Raw genomic sequence first — 18,408 nt, 5'->3', positions numbered from 1 at the left:
TGCGCGTGACCAGGGCGCGGCACAGGCATCCGGCACGCCGCGCACCGCGGGGCGTCGCGCCTCGCACGGCGGCGGCACCGGCGGCAAGCTCATGGTCGGCTCGGTCGTGCGTCAGAACGGCGCCGGCCAGCGCCGCGGCCGCTGACCCTCAGCTCTCACTCGCACCGCCCCCGCGCTTCGCGCGCAGGGGCGGTGTGGCGTTTCGCGTCAGCGGGGTGTGAATTCCCGCTCGTCTTCGCGCGCGGCTCCCGGCGGTGCCAGCCGGTGCGCGCCGGTTCCCGCGCCGCGCGCATCTGAACGCCGGAGCCTGCGTACGGTATTCAGTCTCTGCGCGCGGTGGTCGCGCGGGTTCTCGCGTGATGTCGGGCTTCGCACGGCTCGCCGCGGCCGTACGGACTGAATACCGCACGCGCCGCGCCGCGCGACTCGTGCCGACGAGCGCAGCGCCTGCCCCGCCCCGCGGCTCAGCGCCCGCGGATGAGGTCGGCCGCGCGCTCTCCGATGATGATCGCGGGCGCGTTGGTGTGCCCGCGGATGACCGTCGGCATGACCGAGGCATCGGCCACGCGCAGCCCGCGCACGCCGCGCACCCGCAGTTGCGGGTCGACGACCGAGGCGTCGTCGAGGCCCATGCGGGCCGTGCCGACCGGGTGGTAGAGCGTGTGCGAGTAGCGGCGCATGGATGCCTCGGCGCGCTCCTCGGCGGTCATCGACTCGCCGCCGGCCGGTTGCACCCACCCCCCGGTCGTCACGGCGCCGAGCGCGCGCGTGGCGATCAGCCGCTCGCATTCGGCGAGCCCGGCGAGCACCGTGCGCGCGTCGATGCCCTCGGGGTCGCTGAGGTAGCCCGGGTCGATGACGGCGGCGTCGGCCGGGTCGGCCGACGCGAGCCGGATCGTGCCGCGGCTGCGCGGGCGCAGCAGGATAGCCCCGACCGTGATGCCCTCGGCCGGCAGCGGCACGAGCCCTTCGCCGACGTACGGCGCCGCGGCGAAGATGATCTCGATGTCGGGCAGGTCTGCGGGCGCCCCGGTCTCGTCGGCGACCTCGGTGCGCACGAATCCGTACGCCTCGGCGACGTTCGAGGTGAGCATGCCGCGCCGCCGGGTGAGGTAGGCGCCCAGCTGCGCGGGCATCTCGGCGCCGTAGAGCGTGCCGCCCTTCGCTGCGGGAGCGAGGCCCGACACGAGATGGTCTTGCAGGTTCTCGCCGACGTCGGGGGCGTCGACGAGGACGTCGATGCCGTGGGATGCCAGGTGCTCGGCCGGTCCGATGCCGCTGAGCATCAGCAGGTGGGGCGTGTTGATCGCGCCGCCGCTGAGGATCACCTCGCGCCGCGCGCGGGCATGCCGGGTGATGCCGGCGATGTCGACGTAGACGCCGGTCGCGCGGGGGCCTTCTTCGCCGCCTGCTCCGCCCGTGCTCTCGTCGAATGTCACGCGTCGAACCTGTGCGCCGGTCACGACGCGCAGGTTCTTGCGGCGCCGCGCCGGGCGCAGGTAGGCGTCGGCGGTCGAGGCGCGCGCACCGCGGTGCTGCGAGACCATCGTCTGCGAGAACCCCTGGCCCGTCGGCAGGTTCGCTTCGGTCACCGGGTGGCCGAGTTCGCGCGCCGCGTCGAGGAACGCCGCCGTGTGCGGGCGCGGGTCGCGCTGGCGCTCGACCGACTGCGGGCCGCCGCGGCCGAGCGAGGGGTCTTTGGCGTCTTCGGTGTTCTCGGCACGCAAGAAATACGGCGCGAGCGCGGCCCACGACCAGTTGTCGCCCGCCGCGGTCGCCCACTCGTCGTAGTCGGCGGCGAACCCGCGCACCCACATCATCGCGTTTAGCGACGACGACCCGCCGAGCGTCTTGCCGCGCGGCCAGTACACGGTGCGGCCTTCCAACGAGGGCTGCGGCACCGTGTCGTAGTTCCAGTCGTACTTGCCGCGGAAGAGCTTCGAGAACGCGGCCGGCACGTGCAGTTCCATGGCCTTGTCGACCGGCCCAGCCTCGAGCAGCAGCACCGAGACCGAGGGGTCTTCGCTCAGTCGCGCGGCGAGGGCCGCGCCGGCAGACCCCGCCCCCACGACGATGTAGTCGGCGTCGAGGTCGGCCGTGCGACGGATGCCGAAGCCCGCGCCGCGGCGCCCCGCGCCAGCCGCACCGCCCGCGCCCTGCGCCGCGCTCACGCGCCGAACGCTTTCACGAGAACGACCGACATCTTCGCCCAGTCTCCGTCGATGCGGAACCGGGTGAACCCTTCGCACACCGCCGCTCCGGTGCGCGAGGTGACGAACCAGGGCGGTTTCGGCAGCACCGACAGCCCGTAACCGCGCACTGCCGAGGTCGCCGATCGGGGGAACGGCCGGAACGGCCCGCGCACGACGGTGCGCTCGACCCGGTCGAGCAGGAACGCGTTGTGCACGATGCCGATGCCGCTCGGGGCGTCGTCGACCGTGCCGCCCGGGTAGGCGCCCCAGGTCGCCGTGGGGGTGAGGAACCCGAACGCGGTCCAGGCGTTCACCGCGACCGTGCCGTAGTGCAGGTCTGCGATGGCCCGCTCGAAGCCCGCGCCGAGCGCGGTCTGGGTCGCGGGGTCGATCAGCACGTTCGCGCCGAGCGTGCCGGTGAGTCGATCGTTGGCATGCGCGACGGCCGCGTCGAGAAACTCCTGTCCGGTGCCGGCGAGGGTCACGACGCCCAGCACGGGCGAGAAGTACTCGGTCGTCTCGAGCGACTCGGCGTCTGCGGGCGAGGCGAGAATGAGCGTGCGGCTGCCGTCGCCGCAGCGCGCGGCGTCGGGGTAGGCGTCGCGCGCGGCATCCATCTTCTTGTCGCTGTTCGGGTACCAGACCGGGCGCTCGGGCGCGCGGTCGTACGCCGCGCGCAGCTCGCGCAGAAAGTCGGTGCGCTGCGGCCAGTCGCCGCTGAGGAGCACGACCTGACCGGCGATGCAGTTGTGTCCGCTGTTGTGCAACCGCATCGTCACGACGTGCTCGGCCTGGTAGCGCAGGTCGGCCGCCGACCACTGCCCCGGCACGATGATGATCGGCGAGACGCCGCCGAGCTCAGCCGAGATCGGCACGCTGAGACTCGGCACGATGGCGCGGAAGGTCGCTTCAGACCCCGTGATGTGCACGTGCGAGATCGCCGGATGCTGCGTGAGATACGCGCCCACGTCGCCGCCGCCGGTCACGATGCGCAGGAACCCGGGCTCGATGAGCGGGGCGAGGGCGCGCTCGAAGACCGGCACGAGCGCGTCTTGCGTGGGGTTGACCTTGAGAATCGCCACCCGGTTGAACGCCATCAGCTCGTAGAGCACGTCGAGGTAGGGGATCGAGGTGATGTTGCCGGCCCCGAGCACGAGGCCTACGCCGCCGGAGTCTGACGGATGCCGCTGCCCAAGCCCGGCCGCACGGCGGGCCGCATCGGCGGTGACGCCCGGTTCGAGCCACACCTCGGTCGAGTAGCCCGACAGCAGCAGGCGGTCGGTCGCCGTCAGGGGAGACGTGTGCACGACGGTGCGGCCGCCCGGGGCGGTGCCCGTCTTCACGCCGGTGATCGGCGAACGCCCGGCGTCGAGGGCGCCGAGGGTGTCGGCGTAGGCATCGACCGCGACGAGAGCCGCATACGGCCCCGACAGCCACTCCTCGCCGCGCAGCGGATACCCCGGCGTCAGCCCCTTCGACGCGGATGCCACGTCGGCCCACTCCTCGGCGACGGCGGCGGTCGTCGCGTGCACGCGGCGGAGCAGGGCGCGGCGCTGGCCGAGGGTGAGCAGACTCCAGGCGCGTGCGCCGGTGCCGAGGTCGGCGATCGCGGCGTCGAGCGCGGCGCGCTCGTGCTCGGGCGGCTCGGGCACCGCCGCCGGCTTGTTCTTCGCGTGGGCGCGAGCGGGGTCGACGGCAGTGGTCACGGCACTCTCCTTCGGGTAACGGCCGCGCTCAGTCTACGACCGTGCTGACACGCAGTCCCAAGGATTTCGCCACGCGGTGCCGAGCGGGCGGCGCCGGCGTCAGATCAGCGAGAGCTCGCGCAGCTTCGCCTCGACGTCGGCGTTCGACGGCTCGACGTGGTGCGAGGCATCCGGGTACACGACGACGGGGATGTTCGTGCGGCCCGAGATCTCGCGGGCGACGTCGGCGGCAGCCGGGTCGGCCTCGAGGTCGACGTAGGTGTAGTCGATGCCGAGCCCGTCGAGCTGCGCCTTCGTGCGGCGGCAGTCGCGGCACCAGTCGGCGCCGAACATCGTGATGGTCTGGTCGGAGGAAGAGGTCATGATTCCAGGGTACGACTGCGGGATTCGCGCACGGCCGGTGTCGCGGCATTCGCCGAGACCCGCTTCGGGGCGTAGACCCACAGGGCGTGGTAGACGAAGCGCACGACGAAGGCGGCGGCGAGGGTGATCGCCGCGGCGAGCACGCTCGGAATGTGCGCCTGCACGAGCAGCGGCAGCACCGAGATGCGCACGACCGCTTCGACGTTGTTGAACGCGAACGACTTGATGAAGCGCATCCACATCGAGCCCGAATCGGCGCGCATGTCGCGGAAGACGAGGTATTCGAGCAGCAGGAAGTTGCCGATGATCGTCACTTCGCTCGCGATGATCGCGGCGGGGATGTACCCCATGCCGAGGCGGATGAGGCCCCACATGATGACGAGGTTCGCGATCGCGCCGACGCCGCCGACGAGGGCGAACGCCGACATACGGCCGAAGCGCAGCATGGTGAGCTGCGTGAGAAAGCGGATGCCTTGGGTGAAGGTCGCCTTCGATTCGCCGGCGTACCGGGTCGCGAACGCGAACGGCACCTCGCCGATGCGCAGCTGGCGGCGCGCGAGGATCTCGAGCAAGATCTTGAAGCCGCGCGGGCGCAGCGAGTCGAGGTCGATCGCGTCGCGGTCGACGAGGAAGAACCCGGTCATCGGGTCGGTGCAGCCGTGCAGCTTGCGCGGGAACATCGACTTGGTGAGGACCGTCGAGGCCCGCGAAACCGCGGTGCGGGTGGCGTTCGCGAGGCCGCCCGCGGTGCCGCCGGCGACGTAGCGCGAGGCCACGACGATGTCGACGTCGCCGACCGCCGCGCGGTCGAGCATGCGGGGGATGTCCTCGGGCGGGTGCTGCAGATCGCCGTCCATCACGAGGCACCAGCGCGAGTCGGCGGCCCGGAAGCCTTCGAGCACGGCGCCGCCGAGGCCCGCGACGGGCTCGTCGCGGTGGATCAGGCGCACCGGGAAGTCGACGCCAGCGGCGACGACGCGGATGATGTCGGGGGTGTCGTCGGTCGAATCGTCGACGAACACCACCTCGAACTCTCGTCCCTCGAGGGAGGAGCCGAGTCGGCGGAGGAGCTCCGCGACATTCGGTCCTTCGTTGAAGGTCGGAACGATGACGGTCAAGTCCATGGTGCGCTCGCGAATCGACGGCGGAAAAGGTCGTCTCAGCGTATCGGCACGCGGTATGGCGCGACCTGTGTGTGATCTGTCAGTTCGTTATGCGCCGGTGCGGGGTCAGCCGATGAGCTTCTTCACATCGGGCACGCCCATGCCGTAGTTGATGCGGATGCACGGCAGGGTGAGCTTGTCGCTGCCGACAGTGACGTAGCCCTGCTCGATCGTGCGCGCCATCTCGAACCCGGCCTGCGTCAGCCCCTGGTGGGCGGCGTCGTTGTTGTGGCCGAAGGGGTAGGCCATGATCTCGTGCGAGTCGGGCGCGCCGACGCCGGCGCCCTGCAGGGCCTTCGCCGAGGCATCCATGTCGGCGGCCACCTGCGCGGCCGGCAGGTTCACCATGAGGCCTTTGCCGTTCTCGCCCGCATGGTGCATGTCGTTGGTGTGCGAGCGCTGCAGCACGAATCGGTTCTGCTGCGGCACGCCGCCGCCCGTGATGACGAACGACGTCGCCATCAGCTGCAGCTGCTCGTTGATCGGCGAGGCCATCGTGAGCCACGTGGGATCGGCGTCGTCGTCGGTGACGATCACGGAGTGGTCGGGCAGGTAGAGGGCGCCGTCGATGAAGGCGCTCAGCTCGTCCCACGTGGGCAGGTAGAACGCCGAGTCCTTGATGTACTGCATCGTGGCGCGGTAGTCCTCGATGTAGGAGTAGTTGCCGCGCAGCCACCCGTCTTCGCCGCCGGGCTTGGCGGTGAACTGGTGGTACATCATGATCGGCACGCGCGCGCCCACGGCGGTGACCGCGCCCGGCGTCGTCCAGGCGCCGTAGAGGGTGAGCTGGTGCGTCGGGCAGGCGACCAGATGCGAGCCGTTGACGCGCACGGCGGGGTTCGCCGCGCCCGTCGTGGGATCGGCGGATGCCGCCGCGGCAGCGGCCGGGTCGGCGTACCATCCCGCGAAGGCGCGCCCGGCGGCGCGCGGGATCGGCAGACGGTCGAACAGGTGGTCCTGCACCTGCAGCTGCGGGTCGATCGTCGCGCCCTCGAGCTGGAACGACACCGCGCACGCTCCCGCCACCGACGTGTTGGCGGCGAGCAGCTGCTCGGCGGGAGTGAGCGGCGTGGGCGTCGGGGTGGGTGTGGGCGTCGCCGTCTGCGAGGGGGCCGGGCCGTCGGCATCGGTCGATCCGGTCGCGCACGCGGCGAGAGCGCCGGCGCTCAGGAGGAGCGCCGTCACGGCGCCGATCACGCGCGTCGCGCGCACGCGCCGACGCAGAGGGATGCCGCGCACCCGTGTCCCCCGTTCTGACGCACCCGACCCCGTGCGGGGGCGCCGGTCACAGCGTAGTGGGACGAGGTGTCGAAAACCTCGAATCAGAACCTGATGATCTGCCGAATGGCGCGGCCGTCGGCGAGGGTGTCCATCGCCGCGTTGATGTCGTCGAGCTCGATCGTGTCGCTGATGAGCTCTTCGACGGGCAGGCGTCCGTCGCGCCACAGCTGCGCGTACCGCGGAATGTCGCGGGCGGGCACCGCCGAGCCGAGGTACGAACCGATCACCGTGCGCGCTTCGGCCGTGATCGTGAGCGGCGAGATCTCGCTCCGCGCGGCGGGAGCAGGCAGGCCCACCGTCACGGTGCGGCCGCCCGGCGCGGTGAGCGCGAACGCGGTCTCGAAGGCGCGCGGGTGCCCCGCGGCCTCGACGACGAGAGGGGCGCGGATGCCGGCATCCACCGCCTGTTCGGGCGTGTAGACCGCGTCGGCGCCGAGCTCGCGCGCCCGGTCGAGCTTGGCGGGCACCGCGTCGACGCCGATCACCCGGCCGTGGCCGAGTGAGACGGCGGTGAGGAGGGCCGCCATGCCGACGCCGCCGAGGCCGACCACGATCGTGTCTTCGCCGGGGGCGAGGGCGCCCGCGTTCATCACGGCGCCTCCGCCGGTGAGCACGGCGCAGCCGAGCACCGCGGCGACCTCGGGCGGCACGTCGTGCCCCAGGACGACGGCCGAGCGGTGGTCGACGACGGCGTGCGTGGCGAAGCCCGAGACGCCGAGGTGGTGGCGCACGTCTTCCTCGGCCGTCGGGGCGGGTGCTTCGGGTGTGCCGGGCGTGGCGGGTGCGTCGGTTGCGTCGGGCGCCGCGCGGTGCAGACGGATGCCTCCGCCGAGCAGCACGCCCTCGTTGTTCGCCGCGGTGCCCGGAATGCACGGCAGGCGCCCGTCGGTGGCGCAGTTCGCGCACTGCCCGCAACGAGGCAGGAAGGCGAGCACGACGCGATCGCCCACCGAGAAGCCGGCGGCCGAGGCATCCACCCCGGCCTGTTCGACGATGCCGGCAGCCTCGTGCCCGAGCAGCATCGGCGTCGGCCGCACGCGGTTGCCGTCGACGACCGACAGGTCGGAGTGGCACAGGCCCGCGGCCTCGATGCGCACGAGCAGTTCGGTGGGCCCCGGCTCGTCGAGCTCGAGATCGCTGATCGTGATCGGGCGACTGTCGGCGAACGGGCGCGCGCGCCCGACCTCTTCGAGCACAGCTCCGCGAATGCGCATGGGCCACTCCTTCGTGGGGGATCCGTCCGCCGCGATGCGGCGGGCGGGTTCCACGATACGGGGCGTCCGGGGCGGACCCCTGCCTCAGCGGCCGCGAACGGTTGGTTCACGCCGTCGGTGACGGTTGAGGGTCTGCGGTGGTGGAAGGGGTCGCCGAGACGGATGCCTACGGGCGCAGGATCAGGACATCTCCGGGCTGGATCTCGTTCGGCGGAGCGAACTTGCCGTTGTAGGCGAGGAGGGTGATGTAGTCGATGCACAGGCGATCGCCGATGCCGTAGCCCGTGTCGCCGGAGGCGACCGTGTACGTGGCGATCTGACCGTCGTCGTCGAGGCCGACGGTGCCGGTGGCGAAGCTTCTCGATCCGAGGTCGGTGATCGTTCCTCTGAGCCTCGCGCTCGGATCGTGGTCACCGTACGGATGAATTGCCGCCCACGTCGAGCATCCGCCGGAGCCCTGTGCGGGAATGACCAGACCGTCACCCACCGACTGGTACTCGCCGTCCCCCGGATCGGCCGTCGCCGTGGCAGCGCTCGTCGGCAGAGGGGTATCGGTAGGCGCCGGCGCGTGCGTCGACGTGGTCGCCGCGCTCGGGCGTTCCGCCACGTCGGAACCGGTGACCCACGAGGCGATGACGGGGGCGCTCAGCGAGAGAAGCCCGACGACGACCAGACCGGCGACTCCCGCCAGCACCGTCTCGCCTCTGTTCATGAGCGGGACAGTACCAGGTCGGATCGGTGGGGGTTGGGGTGGGTGATCAGCTCAGCGTGCTCGAACCTCGCAGAGGATGGCGCCGACGTCGCGGTGGCCGCGCTCGGTTCGCCGATGCGTCTCGATGACGTCGAACCCCGCATTCTCGAGCACTGCGCTCAGCCCACCCGCGGGCCAGCGGTAGGCGCGGACGACGGCGTGGTCGAACGGCTCGACCTCGGCGCCGTCGAAGTATCCGAGAAGGAGAGTGCCGCCCGGGCGGAGGACTCGCGCGAACTCGAGGAGCGGGATCATGATCCGCGGTGGCTCGTGATGAATCGTCGAGAACCACGAGAGGATGCCGCCGAGCGAGCCGTCGGGTTCGTCGATCTCGTCGATGCTGCCAAGGGCGGACGGGACGGATGGGTAGGCGGCTCGGGCTCTGTCGATGAACTCCGGAACGATATCGACGCCGTGCACATCGAGGCCTCGACGGTGGAGGTGATCGGTCCAGTGGGCGGGCCCGCATCCCGCGTCGAGGATGGGGCCGGATACGTTGCTCGACCACGTGTCGACGAGCTGCCTATCGCTGGGATGCACCGCGTTTATCGACCCGAGAGTGTCGGCATACTCTGCGGCTCGGACGGCGTAGGCAGTCGCGATGTCGGTCACGTCATGAGGCTATCGACGTGGTCGTCGGCGCGGCGGCTGGTGTTCAGGGCGACTAGGAAAAAGCAAAACCCCCGCCATGTAGAAGCTAGGCGAGGGTTTCTGGGCTGATTGTAATGATCAGCCGTGTGGCTCCGACGGGCGTCGATCCCGTGACCTCACGATTTTCAGTTGTATGCGCCGGGTTTACGGGTGCTCACGAGTGCTCGTTTGCCGCATGGTTCCGCGGAAGTCGTGCTCGTTGGTGGTGGCTGGTCGTGGATGGTTTCAGCCGGGTTGCCGGCCCTGGACCGGCCCGGATCTCACTCTGTGTCGTCTGACAGTCGTGCCGACACCTCTTCGTATGAGTATTCGCCAGAGACGTCGGCAGTGCGGTCGTAGTTGCCTGCATACTTCGTCATCGCTTCGACCCAAACGCGGCGTGCCCCGGGCGTCGCCAGCGTCTCATCCAGCAGCTGAAGGAGTAGCGTTTTCGTTCCACCCGCGTAGGCGACCTGCGTGTTGAGAGCGAGCGATTCGGTCACCTTGCGTAGCGAGTCCAGATCCAAAACGGACGCAAGCCTGAGCACGACTCGCAAGCGTTCCTCCGCGGACCGATACGACCGCGAATCAGCCAGGAACTTGACTGCGGGTTCGACCCATTGAACTGAGTTGTATGGGCGCCGGGTGAGGGCATCGACTTGCTCAAACGTCAGGCGGTCTATCGCGTCCCTGTATGAGGTAGAGACGTCCTCGTCCGCTGGCGGCCCTGAGGCGAACGCGCGATTCTCGATCAACCATCCAGTGTCAGACCTAAATAGGGTTGTCGCTCTCGCGGCGTTGTCCGCGCCGAGCGCCGCCCAAGTCGCACGGAACGACCCGACTGCGCCGACGCAGCGGGCGAGATCTTGATCCGTCAGTGAGTCCCGCCACCTGCCGAGGACCGAGCGGATAACGCTATCAACCGCACCGCGATCAGTCTGCGCCGCTGCGTGCAGAGTTGCCACACATCGCCCGGCAGTCACGTTCGATTCGTCGCCGGGACGGATTGCGAGCTTGAGACCAGCGGTGAGCAGGTTACGAGTTCCAGTTGACCTCGAGCGGTCAAAGTATCGAGTTCGCAGGAACTCGCTCAGGTCGTCCTCGGGCCAGCTATTGCTACGAATGTCCGTGAAGAATCGATCGAGCAGCGCGCGGCCAACCTTAGCAGGCTGACTTAGCAGCGAATCGACGACGGATCGTGCGTGAGCTCGTACCTGCTCCTCTGTGAGCTGAAATGGATCTTCGATATCGGACAGGAAGGACGGGTGCGCACACGCATTGCGATCCTCGTACAATCGCCTCAGCTCGTCGAACTCGCGATGCGTGATCAGCTCGAACCCGTCTCGCGCCTTCTCAAGCGCGGCGTTTTCGATCTGCTGAAGTTTGGGAATGTTACGACTTGCCCTCGCAGCGTCGAGCTCTGCAATGACCGTCTTCGCCTGGGCGTCGTCGTCCTCGGCGAGGGTGCGCACCTTTTCGATGATGTCGTGGATCACTGCAATCCACAGGGCAATCGTTGCCGATTTGTAGGCACCCGCCCGGTACGCACGAACTGCCTCGTCGAACTGTGACCGCGAGCCTTCTGATCGAATTGACGCAGTCAGGTCCTCAAGACTCTGCACGCGACACTTCCCCTACGGTACCGGCGTCTTTGGGGTCGCCAAGTTCGGCCTCAAGAAGGCGTTCAGTGACTAGCGACGCAGCCTCATCCGGAATCGCGCTAAGACTGTGCTGGAGCTTCGCGGTGTTGAACCCGGTGACTTCTTGTACATTGTCACGGAACTTCAAGTAGATACCTGCTGTTGGGAGCTCCAACTGGACCTTGAACGGAACCACCGAGGTAAAGCGGTAAAGCCCACCCGGCCACGGCGCTTCCTCGCGTGTGCGGGGCACGAATGGCGCTCCAGTAATCACGCCATACGCCATGTACCCTCTGCCGCCGTGCCACACGAGCATGTGATCGCCTTCTTCGCATTTGGCGAGTCCGCGCGCGTAGCCGAACAGTCCGACTTCCTTACAGAGGTCCCAGTTGCGAGGGTGGTGCTTCGAAACTGTGGCGAGCCACCACATCAGTCTTCCACCTCCGCCGCGGGGAAGGTGAGGGATGCGGAGGCTGGAACGTCTGATACCAGAGGGTTGAAGAGCGTCGACTCTGAGACCTTGTCAGCAAGCGCGCCAAGAATGGACTCTTCTTCAAGCACAGCGGACCCGCGGAGCCCGAGGCTTCGTTCAATCCCCGCAACGTCTGTTGAGATGCGCGTGGAGAGAGCGAGCCCCAGCCGTTCTGTGCCGGGGCGATCGGGCATCCCGTAACCGTGGATTTGCACCGTGTCTGCGCTCACGGCGGGATTGCTGAAGTGGTCGAAGTCGAACTCATTCTGCATATAGGAGACGAGGCGATCTTGAACAACCAGTACGAGATGTCGATCGAGATTGGCGAACGTCTCGGCCTTATGGTGCATTTGGACGAGAATGGTCTTGGCCGTCATCTTCCAGTTCATCCCGTAGCTCTTGGCCTCGAGTGGCTCAGGGTCGATGACACCCTTCTCGATGAGCAGACGCTGGCGAGCGGGCCAGACTGTTCCGGTAGTGTCTAGGGTCTGCAACTCGACACCAACGAAGTCGACGACGTCGTTTCCCTTTACCGACGCGACGACGAAGTCGATGGAACCGCCCGGGACCGAGAACTCTGGAATCAGGTGATAGTCGTTACCGGGCTCGTGGCGCGGCAAGAGGTGTAGCACGTCGCGGAAGATCTTCCCCCCGTCGATCATTCGCTTCGGACAGATCATGATGGGCTCGACGGGGTACTGAACGGTACAGGTGCCTATCGAGATCTCGGGATTGCTCTTGCGAGTCTTGTAGCACTTCTTGTGATCGAAGGGACAGACCTGGTCGGCGACGATCTGACTCCAGTCGCCGTCGGCGTCCGCACGTGTGCCAAAGAGCTCAACTACCTGCTTCACACAGCGAGTCTATTGGCCGCCACATCGATGTATCGAGAGGAGATGTCGATGCCGACGCCTCGTCGACCGAGCGTACGCGCCGCTACCAGCGTGGTGCCTGTGCCCGCGAACGGATCGAGCACGATGCCGCCCGGGGGTGTCGTGGCGAGGACTGGAATTCGGCAAAGATCAACCGGGTAGGCCGCGTAATGCAGCGGGTCGCGCTTCTGGGTGTCCTCAGGGACGATGTCCCAAACGTCCGACGGTTTCGCGCCGTTCGGGTGGTATCTCAGAAAGTAGAAGCCCTTGTCGCGCAACTCTTTTGCGCGCCCGGATACGCGGTCCTGGTCTGAGTGAGTCACCCGTTGGCCGCCGCCCCTGATCACCATACGGAAGTCTGAGAACTCCCCACGGGCGATTTGAGACAGCATGCCGTCCAGCGCGCTAGAGGCCCTCACCTTCTCCTCAAGAGACAGCTCGGTTGAAAGCTCAATCTTGCGGCGGTAACGGACCCCAGACACACCGGTAGCGGACACGACCGCGCCGTTGACCAACTTCGCGGCGCGCGGCTTTGATCTGATCGCATCGGCGTCGTAGTAGTACTTCGGATTCTTCACAAAATGAAAGAGCATTTCGTGAGTGTTTGCCAATCTGTCGGACGACGTGTCCATGCCACCCTTCAGCTTGCTCCAGATGACGTCATTTCGGAGAATCCACCCTTGCTCATCGATCATGCGTAGGGCGGTGCGCCACGGCACTCCTGCAAGCGACTTTCGGTAGTACGTGTCGCCGATATTGAGCCAGAAGCTTCCATCGTGCGCAAGCACTCGCTTCAACTGAGCGGTTACCTCGAGCAAATTGTCGACGAACTCCGCCGGCGACGCCTCCAGCCCGATACCGTCACCGTCGTACTGGCGCTGATTCCAGTACGGCGGTGAAGTCATCGCCATGTTGACCGACTCGGCCGGCAACCCCTCGAGCACTCGCGCGGAGTCGCCTTCCATAAGCAGCGCGTCACTCGACTTGTCGTCAGCCCAGTCGTCGAACCTACGCCACTGCTCAGGGCCGCGGGCGATGCGTACCGATGTTGGCAACTCGAGGAAGTCGCTATCGCCGAGCGGTAGAGCGGTCATCGTTGGCTCCTGACATTGGTTGGCCCGAGGTTGTGAGGCGAGCGTATGTCACGGCGCCGACATCGGAAATCGGGCGGTCTGCTCGGGGCGCTGAGGAGCGCGCGGACCGCAGCGAAGCGAGGACCGCACGCACCGCAGGCGGCCGAGCAAGTCCGCGCCGGCCGGAGGCCGGCCTTGAACGAGTAAAGAAAGTTCTCACAGCTCGTCGTCGCCGAGGTCTTGTAGGGCGCGGCTCGCGGCACGAGCCTTGTCGGCAGCCGGCAGCCATGGGTGAAAGCCACGCTCAGACTCGGCGGCTGCCATCGCTCGGTCGAGCGCGTCGGAGATACCGCGGAGATCCTCGAAGCCGAGGGCGCGGATGCCCGAACGGATCGCGTCAAGGTTGGGTTCCTCCGAGAGCAATGCCTCGATCGCCTCGACGGTCTTCGGTGTGTACCGCTTCGCGAATGACTGTGTGATCGCTCCCTGCATTGCAGCGAGTTCGCCGATCGGCGGCTTCGGTTGGTGGAACTTGTGCGTGTAGGCGTTGAAGACGCTGCGATAGTCCCGCGTGGCTCGATCGGCGGCTTCGGCTGCCCACGACATCTGCAGGAACGCTTCGTCGTGGTTCTGCGGGGTCTCGCCGCTGATCTTCTGAGTGTCCATTGCCTCGACCCCGGCAGCGGCTCGCTCCTTGAGTCGCTGGAGGACGTTGCGAACCGGGTCGGGGACAACGCCCCACGTCGGCAGTGCCGGCAGTTCGCTCATGGTGACCCCTCCACGGCTCCGAGCTTACTCGTGTGCCGTTTTTCTGCGCGTAGAGACACCGAAGCGCTAAGTGAGAAAAAGGTTGATTGCATGAGAAGGAAGTGTGATGCTGTTTTTGTGAGCAAAAAGTTCACCAGTTGAGAGGAATTACTAATGGCAATCCAGTGAGCAATCCCGGTCAGCTTCGACGCGTTCTTCCCGCGGGGTGCGTTCGTCGTCGGCGAGGTCGAGCCGATCGTCAAGTGGTCCGACGACGGCGAGCGGCAGGGGCAGGATCTCGACAAGAACTCCGGTCACCCGCTTTGGCAGGTCCGCGTGATCGACGCCGACCCCGACGCCAAGAAGGGCCAGGGCGAGGTCACTGTCAAGATCGCGAGCATCTCCGAGCCGCAGCTGCCGCCCGAGCTGAACGGCCTGCCGTTCCGCCCGGCTGTGTTCGAGGGGCTCACCGTGACGCCGTACGTCAAGGAGGGGCAGGGGCGTCCTCGCGTCGCATACTCGCTCCGCGCCCGCGAAATGAAGCCGGCGCCCAAGTCGCGGGGTGCCGAGTAATGCGAACCGCCGTACCGCGCGAGCTGCGCAGCTGGGGTGACGAGATCGGCATTCTCCCGCGCCGGTGGTGGTGGGCTGCAGCGCTTGTGGTTGTCGTCTCATGGCTGCCGCCGGTGCCGGCCGTGCAGGTTGCGTTCAACGTCGGATGCCTGGCGCTTGTCTTCATGCTCGGCCTTTGGCTGACGGTGACGGCGCTGCGGATGCCGCGCCGTGCCGAGGACAAGTGGAGGCGCGATGTCTCGCGCAACATCCTCGCGAACTGGTCCGGGGTAGCGATGCGCGTCGGCCTCGGAGTCCCCGGCTACGGAACGCGCGGCATGGTGGTCCCCGCAATCAGCGCGCCTGTGTGGGAGGGGTGGACCTGCGCCGTCGCCATTGCCCTCCCGCAAGGACTCGGCCGTGAGCACCTGCAGGCGCAGGCAGATCTACTCGCGCAGGCCTTCGGCGCACGCCGCGCGACGGTCCACGGTGAGCACATCGGCGCGATGGTGCTGCGGCTCGAGTTCGTGGATGCGCTCGAGTTTGCGTTCTCCCTCGACCTGCCCGTGGCGTGGGACGGCAAGACGGTCCCGATGGGCAGAGACGCAACAGGCGGACCTTGGTCGCTTCGCCTCGGTCCCCACACCCTCGTGGCCGGCGCATCGGGCAGCGGCAAAGCATCGCTGGTGTGGGGTCTGCTCCTCGGACTCTCCGAACCCATTCACAGCGGCCTCGTCGAGGTGTGGGGCATCGACCGCAAGGGCGGCATGGAACTCGCGCTCGGGCGCTCGCTGCTGACGAGATTTGCCGCGGACGCTGAGCGCTCGGTAATTCTGCTCGAGGATGCCGTCGCCGCGATGCAACAGCGAGCGAAGGATCTCGCGGGCACGACCCGACAGCACGTCGCGACCCTCGACAGCCCGACGGTCGTCGTTCTGATCGACGAACTCGCGGCGCTCACAGCGTACGAGACCGGCCGGGACCTGCTCCGCCGGGCAAACTCCGCGCTCGCGACTCTCGCCTCACAGGGCCGCGCTGTCGGATTCATCGTGTTCGCCTGTCTCCAAGATCCGCGCAAGGAGACGTTGCCGGCGCGCGGCCTCTTCACTCAGACGGTCGGGCTCCGACTGCGTGACCGCATGGAGACCGCGATGGTCCTCGGCGACGGAGCCGTGGCGGCAGGTGCACGCTGTCACGAGATCTCGCCGACCATTCCCGGCGTCGCCTATGTCCTGCCCGAAGATGGCCGTCCTCCCGAGCGTGTCCGCGCCGGACTGATCACCGACGACATGATCCGCGACGTCTCGTCACGGTATGCCGCACCGCGGCAGGTGCCAGTCGTCATCCCCGATCCACCCGAAGAGCGTCAGCCGCGCTCACCCCGTGCGCCGCGACCACCTCGACGCACCTCACGAAAGGAAACCGCATCATGAACAGCATCCGTGGTCTCGCATCGGCTGCCATCGTTGGCCTCGTCGCGGCGCTCGTCCTGTCGGGCTGTGCGGCGCCGACTGGGAGCCCGCCGCCCACCCCAAGCCGCCAGACGACCGGGGCGCCCCGCTGACGTTCTTGCGCCCTGCAACCTGGGGGAGAAGTGGGACCGCGCCGCCATGCTCAAGGTCGCACGATACGACGCGCCCGCCGTCGATGACAGTCTGCTCGACGACTACGGGCCGACCATCGCGAACAACTCCTGCTCGGACGCAGCGATCATCAACTGGCAGGAGCTGCGCCGCGAGACCGGCGAGAGCGATGAGATCTGCCGCATCACCTGGTACGACGACCCCTTCATGGCCCTGACCTACCCCATCGGCTGCGCGGTGCCCGTGATGGTGGTGACCGATGCGTTTCGATGAGTCCGTCGCGCAGCGGCTCCGCAGCGCGGAGTACGACCGCTGGATGCGCAACGTCGCCTCGACGGGCTACTGCCAAAACCCCGTGCGTCTCGTCGGATCCTCGACGACGCTCCGCGAGGCATCCGGCGAAGTTCTTTCGGATTACTCATCGGCGAGCGAACCGGACGGCATCACCTTCACCCGCTGCGGTAACCGGCGTGCCACCCGTTGCGAGTCGTGCAGCCACGAGTACAAGGGTGACACCTGGCACATGATCATGGCCGGCGCCGCGGGCGGCATGAAGGAGGTTCCGGAGGAGGTCGCCGAGCATCCGATGGTCTTCCTCACGCTCACGGCACCGTCATTCGGCGCCGTGCACACGACCGCCGTCGACCGTCGCACCGGCGTCTGCGAGCACGGCAAGCCGAGAGGATGCCGCTGCCACCATGACGACGAAGATCCGCAGCGCGGTGATGCGGTGTGCGCCGAGTGCTACGACTATGTCGGTCACGTCGTCTGGCAGTACCACGCGCCCGAGTTGTGGCGTCGGTTCACGATCCGGCTGCGCCGCGAGCTGGCTCGATCGCTCGGCATGACGCAGCGCGCAGCGGCCCGGGTCGTACGGCTGCAGTTCGCGAAGGTCGCCGAGTTCCAGCGTCGGGGAGTCGTGCACTTCCACGCGATCATCAGGCTCGACGGCATCCATGCAGAGCTCCCCTTCCCGGCCCCGCCGACGGCAGCGACGACGGATCACCTCGTCGCGGCGATCGAGTCCGCGGTGCGCAAGACACAGGTGACCGCCACGCCGCTTCCGGGTGACGACCAGGAGCGGACGCTCACCTGGGGCCAGCAGTTCGACGTTCGACAGATCGTCCGACGCGAAGGTCTCGATGGTGCGCTCTCCGACCGCGCCGTGGCCGCCTACATCGCGAAGTACGCCACCAAAGCGACCGAAGACCTCGAGCCGACGGGTGCCGGCCGCGATCACATCAAGCGCATCAAGTCGACCGTTCGCGAGCTGGCGGCTGTCGTCGATCCCGAAGGACCGTACGAGCAGCTGCATCGCTGGGAAGGGATGCTCGGCTTTCGCGGTCACTTCTCGACGAAGTCGCGTCGCTACTCGGTGACGCTCGGCTCGCTCCGCGGCGCACGACGGACTTGGCGCCTCAGGCATCTGCTCGCCAAGACGAAGCCGGCCGAGGAGATCAGCCCGGACGAGGTACTCGTCATCGGCTCATGGGCTTACGCGGGCATGGGTTGGCTCACCGACGGCGACAAAGCGCTCGCGAGAGAAGCAGCGGATGCCGCCCGACAGTGGCGCCACGATCGCGCACGAGACCGCAACACCCCATCCACCGAAAGGAGCACGACATGACCACTCATACGCTCGTCGACGACCCCGAGGTCGAGGTCGCCGGTCACGCCGAGCAGAACGACTACCTGACTCGCCGCGAGGCCGCCGCGCTCTGCCGCGTACCGCTGTCGACCTTCGACTCGCTGCGGCGGCAGAACCGGTTCCCGTTCCCCGACGCGCACATGGGCAAGCACATGCTCTGGCGGTCGTCGACCGTCGCAGCGTTCCTCGAGGCCGGCGGTACGCGCGGTGTCGGCTGAACGAAGCGAGCGGATCGACCCGAAAACCCGACGCCCACTGCCCGAGGGCATCCGCTTCCGCAAGGACCGCGGCAAGTACCAGGTGCGCGTCTGGGCGATCGGCCTGAACGGCGAGCAGCGCGAACGGTCGACCTACGTCGAGACCCTCGCGGAGGCGAAGAAGCTCCGCGCTGAGACCCTCACCCGCCGCTTTCCCGATGGTGACATGACGCTCGCCCAATGGCACTCGCGGCACTGGTCGGTCATCGAGGGCAGTGTGCGCGCATCGACGGCGCGTGCCTACGAGCGCGGCTAGCGGCTGCG

The 18,408-nt window shown here is 67.8% G+C and carries 19 protein-coding genes; 6 read left to right on the top strand and 13 right to left on the bottom strand.

The annotated features are described in order from the left end of the window. Positions 1-464 precede the first annotated feature (464 nt). The 13 genes from G3N18_RS09945 to G3N18_RS09885 form a co-directional block, all read right to left on the bottom strand. Positions 465-2,108: a GMC family oxidoreductase gene (locus G3N18_RS09945; protein ID WP_196384128.1), complete on the bottom strand. Its 1,644-nt coding sequence runs from the start codon at positions 2,106-2,108 to the stop codon at positions 465-467. A 59-nt stretch (positions 2,109-2,167) separates the two neighbouring features. After that, entirely contained in the window at positions 2,168-3,898 is a 1,731-nt protein-coding gene (locus G3N18_RS09940) for an aldehyde dehydrogenase family protein (RefSeq protein WP_420827090.1), read from the bottom strand. Between the two features lie 99 nt (positions 3,899-3,997). Then, the gene (locus tag G3N18_RS09935) at positions 3,998-4,261 is read right to left on the bottom strand and encodes a glutaredoxin family protein (RefSeq protein ID WP_196384122.1); all 264 of its coding nucleotides are present in this window, start codon (positions 4,259-4,261) and stop codon (positions 3,998-4,000) included. Continuing rightward, a complete protein-coding gene (locus tag G3N18_RS09930; protein ID WP_196384121.1) occupies positions 4,258-5,385 on the bottom strand; it encodes a glycosyltransferase in 1,128 nt (375 codons plus the stop codon). The genes G3N18_RS09935 and G3N18_RS09930 overlap by 4 nt, the downstream gene beginning before the upstream one ends. Before the next feature lie 105 nt (positions 5,386-5,490). Beyond that, on the bottom strand, positions 5,491-6,663 hold the full coding sequence (locus tag G3N18_RS09925; RefSeq protein ID WP_338038467.1) for a polysaccharide deacetylase family protein: 1,173 nt from the start codon (positions 6,661-6,663) through the stop codon (positions 5,491-5,493). 83 nt (positions 6,664-6,746) lie between these two features. Further along, entirely contained in the window at positions 6,747-7,919 is a 1,173-nt protein-coding gene (locus tag G3N18_RS09920) for a zinc-binding dehydrogenase (RefSeq protein WP_196384120.1), read from the bottom strand. Between the two features lie 166 nt (positions 7,920-8,085). Further along, a complete protein-coding gene (locus G3N18_RS09915) occupies positions 8,086-8,631 on the bottom strand; it encodes a LysM peptidoglycan-binding domain-containing protein (RefSeq protein ID WP_196384119.1) in 546 nt (181 codons plus the stop codon). 51 nt (positions 8,632-8,682) lie between these two features. Next, positions 8,683-9,282, bottom strand: coding sequence for a methyltransferase domain-containing protein (locus G3N18_RS09910; RefSeq protein ID WP_196384118.1), 600 nt, complete (start codon positions 9,280-9,282; stop codon positions 8,683-8,685). Between the two features lie 299 nt (positions 9,283-9,581). Then, entirely contained in the window at positions 9,582-10,922 is a 1,341-nt protein-coding gene (locus G3N18_RS09905) for a hypothetical protein (protein WP_196384117.1), read from the bottom strand. Further along, positions 10,909-11,370: a hypothetical protein gene (locus G3N18_RS09900; RefSeq protein ID WP_196384116.1), complete on the bottom strand. Its 462-nt coding sequence runs from the start codon at positions 11,368-11,370 to the stop codon at positions 10,909-10,911. The genes G3N18_RS09905 and G3N18_RS09900 overlap by 14 nt, the downstream gene beginning before the upstream one ends. Next, entirely contained in the window at positions 11,370-12,266 is an 897-nt protein-coding gene (locus G3N18_RS09895; protein WP_196384115.1) for a NotI family restriction endonuclease, read from the bottom strand. Before G3N18_RS09895 ends, G3N18_RS09900 begins: the two co-directional genes overlap by 1 nt. Beyond that, positions 12,263-13,378, bottom strand: coding sequence for a DNA-methyltransferase (locus G3N18_RS09890; RefSeq protein WP_196384114.1), 1,116 nt, complete (start codon positions 13,376-13,378; stop codon positions 12,263-12,265). Before G3N18_RS09890 ends, G3N18_RS09895 begins: the two co-directional genes overlap by 4 nt. 195 nt (positions 13,379-13,573) lie before the next feature. Continuing rightward, complete coding sequence (locus tag G3N18_RS09885) at positions 13,574-14,125, bottom strand: hypothetical protein (RefSeq protein WP_137418271.1); 552 nt, start codon at positions 14,123-14,125, stop codon at positions 13,574-13,576. Between the two features lie 315 nt (positions 14,126-14,440). Here G3N18_RS09885 and G3N18_RS15875 point away from each other — a divergent pair, with 315 nt between their 5' ends. From G3N18_RS15875 to G3N18_RS09855, 6 genes are all read left to right on the top strand, one after another. Further along, a complete protein-coding gene (locus G3N18_RS15875) occupies positions 14,441-14,677 on the top strand; it encodes a hypothetical protein (protein ID WP_206693133.1) in 237 nt (78 codons plus the stop codon). Between the two features lie 113 nt (positions 14,678-14,790). Next, a complete protein-coding gene (locus G3N18_RS16490) occupies positions 14,791-16,089 on the top strand; it encodes an FtsK/SpoIIIE domain-containing protein (RefSeq protein WP_196384113.1) in 1,299 nt (432 codons plus the stop codon). Between the two features lie 177 nt (positions 16,090-16,266). Then, positions 16,267-16,512: a hypothetical protein gene (locus tag G3N18_RS09870; RefSeq protein WP_196384112.1), complete on the top strand. Its 246-nt coding sequence runs from the start codon at positions 16,267-16,269 to the stop codon at positions 16,510-16,512. Beyond that, positions 16,499-17,866 carry a replication initiator gene (locus tag G3N18_RS09865; protein WP_196384111.1) on the top strand — a complete coding sequence of 456 codons (1,368 nt, stop codon included), beginning with the start codon at positions 16,499-16,501 and terminating at the stop codon, positions 17,864-17,866. The genes G3N18_RS09870 and G3N18_RS09865 overlap by 14 nt, the downstream gene beginning before the upstream one ends. Further along, entirely contained in the window at positions 17,863-18,105 is a 243-nt protein-coding gene (locus G3N18_RS09860; protein ID WP_196384110.1) for a helix-turn-helix transcriptional regulator, read from the top strand. Before G3N18_RS09865 ends, G3N18_RS09860 begins: the two co-directional genes overlap by 4 nt. Next, positions 18,095-18,400, top strand: coding sequence for a hypothetical protein (locus G3N18_RS09855; protein ID WP_196384109.1), 306 nt, complete (start codon positions 18,095-18,097; stop codon positions 18,398-18,400). The genes G3N18_RS09860 and G3N18_RS09855 overlap by 11 nt, the downstream gene beginning before the upstream one ends. The last annotated feature ends 8 nt before the right edge of the window (positions 18,401-18,408 follow it).

This window comes from Microbacterium paulum (assembly GCF_015707995.1).
GTDB classification, from domain to species: domain Bacteria; phylum Actinomycetota; class Actinomycetes; order Actinomycetales; family Microbacteriaceae; genus Microbacterium; species Microbacterium paulum.
This window is presented reverse-complemented; position numbering and strand designations above follow the sequence as displayed.

Excerpts from the sequence above, each read along its gene's own strand:
- G3N18_RS09935 (WP_196384122.1), bottom strand. The coding sequence starts at position 4,261 with ATGACCTCTTCCTCCGACCAGACCATCACGATGTTCGGCGCCGACTGG.
- G3N18_RS09930 (WP_196384121.1), bottom strand. The coding sequence starts at position 5,385 with ATGGACTTGACCGTCATCGTTCCGACCTTCAACGAAGGACCGAATGTC.
- G3N18_RS09920 (WP_196384120.1), bottom strand. The coding sequence starts at position 7,919 with ATGCGCATTCGCGGAGCTGTGCTCGAAGAGGTCGGGCGCGCGCGCCCG.
- G3N18_RS09915 (WP_196384119.1), bottom strand. The coding sequence starts at position 8,631 with ATGAACAGAGGCGAGACGGTGCTGGCGGGAGTCGCCGGTCTGGTCGTC.
- G3N18_RS09900 (WP_196384116.1), bottom strand. The coding sequence starts at position 11,370 with ATGTGGTGGCTCGCCACAGTTTCGAAGCACCACCCTCGCAACTGGGAC.
- G3N18_RS09890 (WP_196384114.1), bottom strand. The coding sequence starts at position 13,378 with ATGACCGCTCTACCGCTCGGCGATAGCGACTTCCTCGAGTTGCCAACA.
- G3N18_RS09885 (WP_137418271.1), bottom strand. The coding sequence starts at position 14,125 with ATGAGCGAACTGCCGGCACTGCCGACGTGGGGCGTTGTCCCCGACCCG.
- G3N18_RS09870 (WP_196384112.1), top strand. The coding sequence starts at position 16,267 with ATGCTCAAGGTCGCACGATACGACGCGCCCGCCGTCGATGACAGTCTG.
- G3N18_RS09865 (WP_196384111.1), top strand. The coding sequence starts at position 16,499 with ATGCGTTTCGATGAGTCCGTCGCGCAGCGGCTCCGCAGCGCGGAGTAC.
- G3N18_RS09860 (WP_196384110.1), top strand. The coding sequence starts at position 17,863 with ATGACCACTCATACGCTCGTCGACGACCCCGAGGTCGAGGTCGCCGGT.